This window comes from Kitasatospora sp. NPDC015121 (genome assembly GCF_055562955.1).
Window position 1 is genome coordinate 24424 of sequence record NZ_JBVHEH010000036.1, and the last position, 12076, is coordinate 36499.

Consider the following 12076-nt stretch of genomic DNA (forward strand, 5'->3'; position numbering starts at 1 on the left):
GAGCAGCCCTATATTGCCTCTGACCTGCATGTTTGTTGTTGCCAGGGGAGTGTTTGTTGTTGCCGGAGATGTTGTTGCCGCGCGCTTTGCCGTGAGTGGATGCGCGTGCATCGAAGGCATCGACGTGCACGTTTGAACCTCTGGCAACAAGCACCTGGCCGCGCTCGGAAAAAACTTTGAAAAAAGTTTGGCGAGCTCTGTCACTCAGGTCTTCGCGCCCGGATCTTCCTACAAGTAGAAGCCCACAAATTCGGTGCGGCTTTCACACTCGCCAGTCGCCAGGAGGACCGGATGCACGACTCGATGCAAGCGCTACTGCACGATCTCGGCTACGCCCATGCCATTGCTGAGGAGATCCGTCGAGTCGCTGCGGCTCTCACACGAAACCCATTCGACGAAGATGCCAGCGCCGCGCTCTCGTTGTTGGTATTCGCAGAGGTGCCGGCCGCTCGTGCAGCGCTTGCGCGGGCAATGAGCGCCGACATCCCGGATGGCGAATCAGAACTCGACTCGTCAGAGCAGCCGTCCGAGGCAGGTATCCGATGAACATTGATTGGAAGAAGATCAACAACTTCGGGCGCACTCCGAAACCGAAGCAGGATGGTTCCGCAACCGCCGATTCCACCGAGACGATCGTCGATGAAGTAGAGGAGCGTGTGCGCGCAGAGCGAGTCCAGTGGGGCCTTCGTCAGCAGTGGACTACACGCGCAATTCGCGGTGCGATCATCGCCGCTCTCGTCGCAGGAATTGTCTCACTGCTGCTCGTCGTATTCGGCTCGTCGTCAACTCCGGCAGTCGTCAAAGCAACTGACAACGAAGCGCAAAGCATTGACACCGCAGCACAAGCCCAAGCCGAAGATGTAGCCCGTCAACTGGTCGTGGCGTGGCTTCAAGGAAGCCGAGGAAACGAGCGTGAGATCGAACGGTTCGTTGCCACGCCACCGAATATTCCGGCATCTGCGCTCTACGTTGCGACGGACCCCGCCATCGCATCAATTGTCTTCGATCGCGACGCACGAACCTACGCCGTGACGGTATCGGTCTCGGTACGCCCCGCCAACGATGCCTCCGCAACAATCGTTCGGCGCTACTTCCAAGTTCCTGTTGTTGTGACCGAATCCGGTGCGCGCGCCGCCACACTTCCTTCCGAAGTTGCGCAGCCGTCGACAGCTGTAGACCTTCAACTCGGATATAAGTTCCGCGTCGCGAATCACCCGATCGGAACGTCGGCCAACCAGTTCCTCGCCGCACTTCTGACAGGCAACGGCGAGGTTGCTCGCTACCTGACGCCGGGGGTTTCCATCGCGCCGATCGTCCCGGCGCCGTACCGCAGCATCGCACTCACCGATGTGCTCTCCTCGGTCGATCTCAGTGCGTCGAACTCGGCGGCACCGCGTTCAGATGGCGACGTTGTGCGCTTGTTGATCACTGCATCTTTGAAGATCACCGACGCCGAATCTGTCAACGGTCAGTACGCGCTGACGATGACTTCCCGCGGCGGTCGCTGGGAAGTCAGCGCCATCGATTCAACGCCGCTCTTTGCCGCTACTGCTCCTCGCAGCGGAGTCAATTCGTCGACCACGAGCGCCCCGTCCCCGTCGACTCCGAAGAGCGCTCCGTCGACTTCCGCATCGACATCCGTAGCGCCGGCTCAGGCTCCCGCGCCAAGCCAAACACCCGGATCGTCGCTTCCAGCTGTCGGCGAAGTCCCACTGTTTTCCCCTTCAGGAAATTGACTCCTCGAACCGAAAGGTGACCCATCATGTTCATCGCACTCGCCGCCGCTGACCCCAACACCGCGATCGTCGCCGCCGGTGTCTTCGACAAGATCGGAGAGCTGACCAACAACGGAAAGGTCGCCCTCCAATCTGCAGCCAGCTGCCTGGTCCTGTACTTCCTTCTCCGGAACTTGATGCAGTCCTTCACGATCGCCCGGCTGGTCGTCTCCGCCCTCATCGGTGCTGCAGCGCTCTGGGTTGTCTTCAACATGGACTCCCTCAAGGACCGAACCGGAGAGGACCTGGCCATCTCTGTCGTGCAGGTCGTAGAAGCGCCGGACCCGAGTCTGGATCTGCCGGTGTAAACGGCGACCGGAGACCAGTCGAATCGCCCTTCACCGACCCTGACAAGGAGGACTGCAGATGTCCGTGGTAACCACCGCGGCAACGGACGCGACCACACGAGCACACCGACAGAACTCCTCACGCGAGTCGGTGCACGCATGAACGACGACAACAACGTCGAAGTCATCAAGGACTTCACAACAGCTCGAAGTATTCCTCAGCTGATCGGCCGCACACCCGACGGTAAGAAGCTTCCTTTCGGCCCCTACACAGTCCCTCAAGCCGTCAGTGGCGCCGCTGTCGGAGCAATCCTGTGGCTCCTGCATCCGTTGTGGCTCGGCGACAGCATCACGTGGAACGTCGGATTTTTCGTTGCATGCTGTGGCGGCACGGTGTTCGTCGTCGGCAAGCTCCGATTGGCCGGCCGCAGCCCGGCATCTGTCGCTCAAGGGGTCAAAAAGGCCGTCTTCGCATCGCCTGAGGCCAAGCTGAAGATCAACGGCAAACGCGTGAATATCCGAGCACCGCACCTTGTTCACGCCGGCGGCTACATCACTGCCGATCCGCGCATCGAGGACCAACTCGTCGCTGCTGTGGAACCCGAATCCCCTTCTGAATCTGTGCCGGTCGCACACAACGCTGTCGGCACTCGGTCGCGACCACAGGAACTGCCCGCCCTCTCACCAAACGATCCCGCCCCGCGCCCCGGCCGTTCGAGCGTCAAGGAACTCCTTGCGCTGGCCAACGCCGGAAACTCCGAGTAGAAAGCGATTCGCCGCAATGGAACAGCCAACTCTGTCGATGGCAGCAAATATCCGGTGGACGAAATCCGGTGTCGTGTGGGCCGACTACGTACTGAGCGGGATGGACTACGGCTACCGACCCAACGTCGACAAGCGCACCGCCCGGACTCTGCACACGATGCTGGTGCGCGCGCTGCCCGGCGAGTCGATGTTGATGGGCATCGCGTCGTCGCTGAGTGCGGAAGCGGTCGTGGCGAGGATGACCGAGGGCGTTGATCTCGATGTCCACACAGACTGGGCGATCGAATGCGAGGCGACCCTCGACTCCATCGAGCTCTATCGCCCCGGCCAACGAGTGTTCTATCTGAGCATCCCTTTGACAACGACAGGACTCGCCGGACAAGCAAAAGCCGCCACGCACGCGGCATGGTCGTCGCTGTCGGACTTCATCGGACTCCCTCGAACTTCCGTCCCCGAAGACGAGGTACGGGCGCGAATTCGTCAGGCGGATCTCATCATCGCCGACATCCCCGCAGTCTTCGGGGCTCGGCCGGCAACGCCAGCGCAGATGGTTTGGCTCTGGCAGCACTCCATGAGCCGCGGCCTCCATGTCGATCGAGACATGCCTGGCGCCGCGTCCACGCCTTCCCCGAAATCGGGAGCGGCTCTTGCCCCAGCACGACTCGACGAAGGCGCGCAATCAGATCGTGATGAGCCCACGACTTGGTGGCGTCCGAAGGTCCCCACATTCAGTCGAGTTCTCAAGATCGATCAGCCCTACGACATCGATGATCGACCCGCGTCGTACCAAGTAATTCTCGCGCTAGCGGACATGCCCTCCGGTGGTGTCCTCTTTCCCGGCTCGGAATTCTTTTCCCTGGCCGACGACTTCGGAGACATCGACGTCGATTTCGTTGCTCGACTCAAGGTGACAGCAGGCGCTGACGTGATGCGCGCGAACAAGCGTGCGCTGGAAAACCTCAAAGAACAGTACGAGCAGCGGGAAGGCGAGCTGGCAGGTGGACAGGGCGCCCTTGATATCGCAGCCTCTGCACTGACCGAGTACAGCTCGCTTCTCGAAACCAACCGTGACGAGGTCGAAGTCGCCTGGACAGCGCTTTTCGCCGTAGGCGCGTCGACCGAAGAGCAGGCCCTCGCTGATGCCCAAACAGTGAAGAAGTCCTTTGAACATCAGGACTACAAGCTGGTCGCGCCGCTCGGTTTTCAAGAGGACCTGTGGTGGGCAATGATTCCCGGCGTTCCGACGTCGAAGATCGTGCGCGAATTCGGGCACATCACCACCTCGACACATTTCGCGGCCTACATGCCGTTCACTCGCAACGATCTGGGCGACAGTTCCGGACCCCTGCTGGCACTCAACATCACGGCAGCCCGGATCGGTGCGGTTTTCAACGACATACTCGGTAAGTCCCTCCGGGACCAGTCCTCTTCGTGGGCTGTCACCGGGGAGCTCGGATCCGGAAAGTCCGTCACCATGAAGGTGATCGCCGGTCACGTCGTCGACTGCGGCGGCCAGGTCATCGGCATCGATCAAAGTGACCTCGGCGAATACGCCAACTGGGCTCGGGCGGTCACTGATGCGGTCATCGTCGATCTGGTCGAACCCGATTACAGCACCGACCCACTGCGGATCTTCCCGCCCAACATCGCGGCGGAGATGACGCAATCGGTGATGCTGGCCTTGCTGCGAATCCAGCCGACATCAACACACGGCAAGGCGCTGGCCAAGGTGCTCGAACCGTCCTATCGCACCAGTCACCCCTACGCAGGGCTGGGCGAGCTCACCGAGCACCTCCTCTCCGACGACTGCCTGATCGCCGGCGCCCACGACCTCGGCGAAGAGATGAACGTCTACGCCCGATTGAGCTATGCCGCAGCGCTCTTCGCGAAGGATCTGCCGGCGTTGCCGATCACCGCACCCGCGATCATCTTCCGAACCCACCGCGTCGAGCTCCCCACCCAGCTGCAGACAGAGAAGCAGCACCTGTACGACAATCTGCCGCTCGAGAAACGATTCGGTCACGCCGTCTACACACTCATCGCGAAGATCGCCCGCGGGCAGTGCTTCGCCGACTCCGATCAGATGGCGCTATTCCTCGTCGACGAAGCCCATCACCTTCTCAATGCCGACGACGGTATCGACATCATCGAAGATTTCGTTCTTCAAGGCCGAAAGTCCTCTGCAGCAGTGGGATTAGGTGATCAGGACTGCGCCTTCGGAACACCGAAACTTCGTGGCCTCATCAAAACCCGATTTGTTCATCGCCACACTGACGAAGGCCTCGCCAAGCGCGCGATCGAGTGGCTGGGCCTGGACCCAGAGAACCGAGACCTGGTCAAAGAGCTCACGGAGCAGACAGCGCCGGTCACAGGCCAGGACGGCTACGTCGAGCCGCATCGCCGAGGCGAGGGCTACATGCGCGACGGCGGGGGAAACGTCGGCCGCATCAAGACACTTCTCCCCGCCACCGAATCGCGCCGTGAAGCCGCACTGACCACCCCGAAAGACAACAAGAAGCTGGTGAAGGCATGACCTCGACCGCGGCGCACCCCCTCGACCAGGACGTTGTCGAGGGCCGTCCCGAAGCCCGCGAGTACTTCAGCGTCCGCGCCGCGGTCACACACTCACTGCGCTGGCTCCTGCACTTCGCCGGCAGGCTCGCCAAAGCCTGGATTCCCGAATCCTGGTTGGTCGTCATCATGTACGCGAGCAAACCGATCTCTCGCTGGCTGTGGTCACGCTGGTGGAGCCGCCTGCTCATTCGGGCGGCCGCCGGATGGCACGCCCTTGGTGCGCTATTGCTGATTTTCGCAACGCCCGCGGCCGCAGACCCCAGCGGAGGAGGAGGTGCATCACCGTTCTTCGCGTGGATGGCACTCAAGGACACGCACGGAATCGACGCCTGGAGCTACTTCCTCTCGATCGACAAGGGCAACGCCTCGATGGGCGGCGGCTGGAGAATGATCTGGGCCTACATCATCACCCTCGAATACGAGATCTTCCGATTCCTGATGGCGACCGCGATCTGGTTCATCACCTACGCGTTGTCCTTCGACTGGATCGAAATGATTCTCACGCCGATCCGCACCATCGCAGACTCCGTCACTTCGATCACCGACCAATTCGCGCTCACCCCACTGATGTTGACGATCGCCGGATTCAGCGTGGCCGTGTGGTTCGTACGCGGCCGCTTCTCCACCGGCATCTACGAACTGCTCATGTCGTGCGTCATCGCGGCCGCGGCCGTCGGATTCCTCGCCAACCCGCTCGACCGTGTCGTCGGGAACGACGGCCTCGTTTTCGCTGCACGCGATGCCGGACTCGAAGTCGCGTCGGGACTGGCCAACGGTGGGAACACCAGCGGCAACGCCGATCAACAGATCGACACCATCAAATCGACCCTCGTAGATACCTTCCTGCGTCAACCCACCCAACTGATCAACTTCGGTGTCGTCCTCGATGCGCCGGACAACAACGGCAAGTGCGTCAAAGAATTCGACGAGGCGTACGCCGCAACCCCGGACGGGCCCGGGGTCATGGACAAGGTGCAAGAGAAGGTCGGTGACATTCTTCCCGGCGCGGGGGCAGCCCTGGACCTGATCAACCCGGACGACAAGCCCGAAGACCGCATCAAAGACGCGATCGCGGCATGCGACGGCGATGACGGTCCGATGAAGCAATACGCCGACAACCCTGGCCCGGGTCAAGCTATGGGCCTGCTCTTCTTGATCTTCGCCGGCACCCTGCTGATGGCCTTCGCGATCTACCTGGCGGGCAGGCTGGTACTCGCGGCCGGGGTGTCGATCGGCAACGCCATCAAATCCATCCCTGGCATCGTCGTCGCCATCGCGCCGTCGATGCGTGGACAGTTTTGGCGCACAATCGCCAACGTCGCGATGGCGCTGCTGCAGATGATGTTTTCCATCGTCTTCCTGGTCGGATACGTGCTCGTCGTCCAAGACCTTTTCGCTTCAGACGAATCGAACCTCATCCGCACCGTCTTCTTCGTCGACATCTTCCTGATCATCGCGCTCCTCCTCTTCCGCCGCGCGATCAAGGGTCTGCAACGGATGTCGGACAGCCTGGCGTCGATTTTGGCGAAGCGCCCCGATGCCGCACCCACATCCATCACCAGATCTACCCCGACGTCGGGCCGCGATATCGCGTTGATGGCTGCACAGGGCCGACAGATCTACCGTGGCGGCAAGGCCACGGTCCAGGGTGCAGGCAAGATCGCGAAGAAGGCGACTACTTCAACCAAAGCCGTTGGCTCAGTAGCTGGCACAGCGACATCGACTGCGGTAACGGGAGGCGTCGCTGCCGCAGTCTGGGCGGGCACGAAAGCAGTCTCTGGAGCGAAGAAGGCCAAGAAGTCGATCGACAATCTCTCCGACCCGGCCACGATGGCCCGTTCACAGTCCTCGGGCTCACGGTCCTCTACGAGCTCACCGAGCCGTGGAACCGGTACGGATAGCGCGGCGGCCGCGGTACGCAGTCGACTTTCGAAGGCGGCTGTTGCAGACAAACCGGGCATCAAGAAGGCGATCGCCACAGCACCGTCGGGGCTTGCTCCGGAGCGCGGACAAGTTCGCAGTTCAGCATCGAAGACCGTTGCACCAGACGGTCGGGCTTTCCGCGAATTCACCACCGATTCCGGCGCACCGCTGTTGTTGCCTACTACTCCTACCCGCGCTCCGAAGGCACCGAAGCCAACCGCCGCGCCTGCACGTCCGCCAGCTGCTCCAGTTGTTCCCGCCGTCAACATTCCCACCGGTTCCGGCTCGAGAACCGCAGGACTGATTGCGGCGGCAGCTCAAGCAGGAGCAGGTAACGCGAGGACCCCGCAGCCGAGCTCGCTGACCCGGCGGCCGCGCTGATGACGCTCCTGGCGGCACCACCGTCCCCTGATTCGGAAAGTTCGTCGAAGAAGTGGTGGTGGATCCTCATCTCCGTGCCGATCGTGTGCATGGTCGTGTTGATGGCGCCGGTTCTCGTCATCTTGTCCCTCACCGGTGAGGACACCACCTGCGGACAGCCGACCGGTACCGACATTCGTGCAGACGGATCCTTGGTAGGTCTGAAACCTGGATCGCTGGCAGTTCCGATGGCCGAAGGTACGTACACGATCAGCTCGCCGTTCGGCATGCGAGAAGGCGGAATGCATGACGGACAGGATTACGCCGCCCCATTGGATACCCCCTTCTACGCCGCAGGCGACGGCGAAGTCGTCGTCGCCGGACCGGCCTCGGGCTACGGACACTGGATCCGCATCCGGCACACCATCGATGGGCAGACCGTCGAATCTCTCTACGGACACATGACCGCAGCAGGAGTGCTCGTCAAAGCCGGCGACAAGGTCACCGCAGGCCAACTCATCGGCAAAGTCGGCAGCGAAGGACAGTCCAGCGGCCCGCACCTGCACTTCGGTATCTACCCAGGACAATGGTCGATGGGCGGTGGAGTGGACCCGGTTCCCTGGCTCAAGCAACGAGGAACCGCCTCCCCGGCAGCAGCCTCCGTCCCCGCTCAGCCCGACGCAGAGTTGGTGGCGAAATCCACCCCCGCCGGCACGGGCGGTCTCAACGCCAGCCAAACAGCGCTGGCGAAACAGGCTGTCGCCATAGGTGAGTCCATGGCCGTTCCTGATCAAGGAATCGTGGTTGCCCTGGCCACCATGAGCCAGGAATCGACCTATCGAATGCTCGCCAGCTCCAACGTGCCCGAGTCGCTGCAATATCCCCACGACGGCGTCGGAAGCGATCACCTCTCGGTCAATCAATACCAACAGCAAGTCGGCATCTGGGGCACCGCGGAAGAGTTGATGAACCCCGTCACGGCGAACGTCAAATTCTTTGACGCGTTGCTCAAAGTTTCGGGCTGGCAAACCATGCCAGTCACCGTCGCCGCCCAAACCGTGCAGGGATCGGCCCACCCTGAGGCATACGCCGACGACGAAACGCTCGCTCGGCAACTAGCTTCGCAGTTCAAAGGTTCAGGCAAAGACCTGACGCCGCAGGAGCTGGCAGACATCGTCAAGGGTGGCGGCGCAACAACGATCATCGATGGCGGCGCCTGCGCGCCTGGAACCTCGAACCCCGGTGGACCCCAGTTCAAGCCCGGGGGGCCATTCGCAGAGAACGTGATCGCTGCGGCCTCCCAATGGATCGGAACAACGTACGCGTGGGGAGGCGGAGATCAGAACGGCCCAACGAAAGGCATCAGTGATGGCGGCGGGGCAGGAGATGCGAACGGCGATTCGAACAAGGTCGGCTTCGACTGCTCAGGCTTGACGTTGTACGCGGTTTACCAAGCATCCGGTGGCCAAATTTTGCTCCCTCACTTCACCGGAAGTCACTCCAATCCCGGCCAGCTGTACGACTCCCGAGGCCAAGACATTCCGTTCGACCAGAAGCGTCCAGGTGACCTGATCTACTTCGGCGCAGGCGGCGACACCCATCACGTCGGCATTTTCTATGGCACCGAAAACGGACAGGACATGTTGCTCAACGCCCCGGAATCGGGGAAAAGCGTCTCGATCATGCCGCTCTCCGGCTGGGCCGGCGAAGAGATGTACGTCAAACGATTCGGATAGGAAACCTTCACCATGATTACTCGCAAACGCTCGCTCGCTCTTGCTGCTCTCACATCTGCCGCATTGGTACTGACAGCGTGCGGAGGAAGCGACGAACCCGAAGATCATGCGGTGGAAACGAGCGCCGAAGCCGACAGCTCGTGGACGGTACCCCCACTCCCCTCGACAGACGTCCTCGCTGAAAGTAGCCAATCCGGCTCGGCGCCGACGACAGTTCCGTCGCCGCCGACCGCCCCTCCAGCCCTGACCACCACTCCGCCTCCAGCGCTCCCCGACACACTGGCCGGAGCCAACGAGAACGACGCGCAGTCGGTCATGCTCGCCGCCGCTCGCACCATGCTCTCCTACGCGCCAGGCAAGGACGTAAACCAATCCGCGGCAGCTCAACGGGCGGCGCCACTCCTCGACGAGAGGTACTACGCCGCGAACGCCGACTCATTCATTGCGCTCGCACCCATCACCGGCAAGCAATGGCAGAACTGGGCAGACGACCATGCGATCGTCATTGCCACAGCGAGTATCGCCGGCGACGAACACCCTGCTGATCAACCCGAAAAAGTTTCCCGCGTTCTAGCAGTGACGCAGACTGCCACCGGACCGGATGGAAAAGAACTGAGCAAAAACACCTTCGCCGTCTACATGAGTGCCATCAAACTCGATGTCTGGCGTGTGAGCGCCGTAGCCGTCCGATGAGCCAGGAGTGGTCGACTCATCTGCCACAGCACAAGCCTGCGCCGTGGCAGATGAGTGGCCACACGAGAAATTCGGCCCGATTCGGAGTCGAAACACCTCAACGACGCTCGTCCGGTGTTATTGCCACAGTCCCGGCGAGGTGCGCTCACGACAATCGCGGACCCAACATCCCCTTTGCAGGAACCTGGCGTTGAGCAGCAAGAACGACCGCTTGGCAACAACGCGCATCGATCGAATTCGGATCACTGACACCTCTTCATGAATCGCCAATCCTTGGTTGGCCTCCAAAAAGGTCGACGCGCTGGACCGAGAAGGTTGGCGGCTTCATTCACTGCGTCGCTCGTGTGATCGGACTCGGTCAGCAGAGCCGTCGATGTCGGACCGTTGCGCCCTCGTCCACTGGAGACCGCAGCGACTTCGGAAACTGTGGGAACTGCCCGCACTCCGCCCGGCTTCATGACAACGACGACGTTGACGACCTCGTGAATGAACTTTTCGATGTCCTCGATTCCGTCGGCACGCACACGAGTGGTCTCTGTGACTGGTAGTGCCGCGAAGTTCGCGGCCATCCGCGATAAGGCCTCGTCGGCAGTCTGCCCCTGAATCGTCGCCAGCGCCCCGCACACATTTTCGGAGACGAACCGAGTAAAGAAATGTCCATCACCAGGCTCGATGATCTCGTCCACGACCAGGTACTCGAGTTGTTGCCGACTCAGCGAGAACTCCCAATCCAGTGATTGAGCGAGCCCTGAGGGAGCTTAGGCAACGACAGCATTGCCTAAGCGGGGAACGAGTTCGTCGAGTCCTTTCCAGCCTCCGCGAGCCACGATGCCGACTCGTGCATCCTCACGGATACCTCTGGCCAAGGCGTTCAACAGGGCATTGCGCCCGCTGCCGATCGGTCCGGCGATGACGACAACTCGGCCCACGGCAACGCAATGCTCTAGAAATGCTGCGGTGCCGTCGCCGAGTACTCCGTCGTCGATCATTCGAGACAGGGTCCACGAGGACAGACTTGGGACTGAGACTTCGATCTGCTTCACTGCAGCGAGCGCCGATGCATAAGTCCCGCCGTGCAGTAGCTGGTGTTCTCGGGCAGCTTTCTTACGAGCCGAATTCGAGACCATGAGTGTGCTCCGATCACTGGGCGCGTTGACGGGTGCCCCGCATGTACCCATCAAGGGGTCAGTGTCGAAAAGCATCCGCGGATCCGGAGGACCTTCCCCAACTTTGTGCCGAAACGACGATGCGGGCGCCTGCTCGAACATGGGTGGGAGTCACGCGAAACGACTCGACACCGAACATATCGCAGACGCCGGACAGGGACAGGCTCGCGACGTTGATTCCCTCATGGGAGGGGCGTGGGTGGCGATCGGGAGAAGACACTTTTGCGGTTGTCTGCCTGGGTGCGACGAGGAGACAAGGGCCGGTTCGGGCCCTCGTTTCCAAGGCCGTAACCAGCTGAACAGCGCGAATTTGATCTAGTTGCCGGGGAGGGAATTTATCCCCTACGCGGAGGGTCGCTCCGATCCATGCTCACTTCGTTGCGCTGTTCGGAGCGTAACCCACGTGTCAAGGGGTGACGGTGTTATTTCGCGATTGGAGTGAGCGCCAGTTGTTGTGCGGGCTCCGCGAAGGGAAGTTGCAGTGGGAGGGCGATGGGATGGCTCCCATGAACCTGTCACTCAGTAATGCATCGGATACAAGGCACTGCCGGATGCGTCGGTAGAAGGTCTGGCATGAGTGAAAGTCCAGAGACATTTTTCTCTGAAGATTTTTCGCCGCGATGTCACTCAGGTCCGGTCGGCGGGATCTTCCTATGAGTAGAAGGACCATCCGAGGCAGCTGCGCGAGCGCGCGGTTGACCGACCACAGGAGGAGCGCCATGCAGATGCAGACCGGAATCGATCGCCGCCAGGTGATCGGGGGTCGGCGATGACGAGTCCCGCGCAGGAAAAGGCCC

At 61.4% G+C, this 12076-nt stretch carries 10 protein-coding genes; 8 read left to right on the forward strand and 2 right to left on the reverse strand.

Annotated features, from left to right (window positions below):
• The first annotated feature begins 291 nt into the window (after positions 1–291).
• The 8 genes from ACZ3J7_RS35410 (at position 292) to ACZ3J7_RS35445 (ending at position 10113) form a co-directional block, all read left to right on the forward strand.
• Positions 292–546 (forward strand): hypothetical protein, encoded by a 255-nt coding sequence (locus ACZ3J7_RS35410; protein ID WP_182262178.1) that lies wholly within the window; start codon positions 292–294, stop codon positions 544–546.
• Positions 543–1736 (forward strand): conjugal transfer protein, encoded by a 1194-nt coding sequence (locus tag ACZ3J7_RS35415; protein WP_209922983.1) that lies wholly within the window; start codon positions 543–545, stop codon positions 1734–1736. The genes ACZ3J7_RS35410 and ACZ3J7_RS35415 overlap by 4 nt, the downstream gene beginning before the upstream one ends.
• Positions 1737–1762: 26 nt before the next feature.
• A complete protein-coding gene (locus tag ACZ3J7_RS35420) occupies positions 1763–2083 on the forward strand; it encodes a hypothetical protein (RefSeq protein WP_209922981.1) in 321 nt (106 codons plus the stop codon).
• Positions 2084–2221: 138 nt separating this feature from the next.
• Complete coding sequence (locus ACZ3J7_RS35425) at positions 2222–2827, forward strand: hypothetical protein (protein WP_003944259.1); 606 nt, start codon at positions 2222–2224, stop codon at positions 2825–2827.
• A 16-nt stretch (positions 2828–2843) separates the two neighbouring features.
• Positions 2844–5360, forward strand: a complete 2517-nt coding sequence (locus tag ACZ3J7_RS35430) for an ATP-binding protein (protein WP_003944254.1) — start codon at positions 2844–2846, stop codon at positions 5358–5360.
• Positions 5357–7705 carry a hypothetical protein gene (locus ACZ3J7_RS35435; RefSeq protein ID WP_003944264.1) on the forward strand — a complete coding sequence of 783 codons (2349 nt, stop codon included), beginning with the start codon at positions 5357–5359 and terminating at the stop codon, positions 7703–7705. Before ACZ3J7_RS35430 ends, ACZ3J7_RS35435 begins: the two co-directional genes overlap by 4 nt.
• A complete protein-coding gene (locus tag ACZ3J7_RS35440) occupies positions 7705–9420 on the forward strand; it encodes a peptidoglycan DD-metalloendopeptidase family protein (protein ID WP_003944272.1) in 1716 nt (571 codons plus the stop codon). The genes ACZ3J7_RS35435 and ACZ3J7_RS35440 overlap by 1 nt, the downstream gene beginning before the upstream one ends.
• Before the next feature lie 12 nt (positions 9421–9432).
• Positions 9433–10113 (forward strand): hypothetical protein, encoded by a 681-nt coding sequence (locus tag ACZ3J7_RS35445; protein ID WP_003944203.1) that lies wholly within the window; start codon positions 9433–9435, stop codon positions 10111–10113.
• A 242-nt stretch (positions 10114–10355) separates the two neighbouring features.
• On the opposite strand, the gene ACZ3J7_RS35450 is transcribed toward ACZ3J7_RS35445, so the two are convergent.
• Positions 10356–10799, reverse strand: a complete 444-nt coding sequence (locus ACZ3J7_RS35450) for a hypothetical protein (protein WP_003944270.1) — start codon at positions 10797–10799, stop codon at positions 10356–10358.
• A 72-nt stretch (positions 10800–10871) separates the two neighbouring features.
• The gene (locus ACZ3J7_RS35455) at positions 10872–11102 is read right to left on the reverse strand and encodes a P-loop NTPase family protein (RefSeq protein ID WP_350834946.1); all 231 of its coding nucleotides are present in this window, start codon (positions 11100–11102) and stop codon (positions 10872–10874) included.
• Positions 11103–12076: the final 974 nt, after the last annotated feature.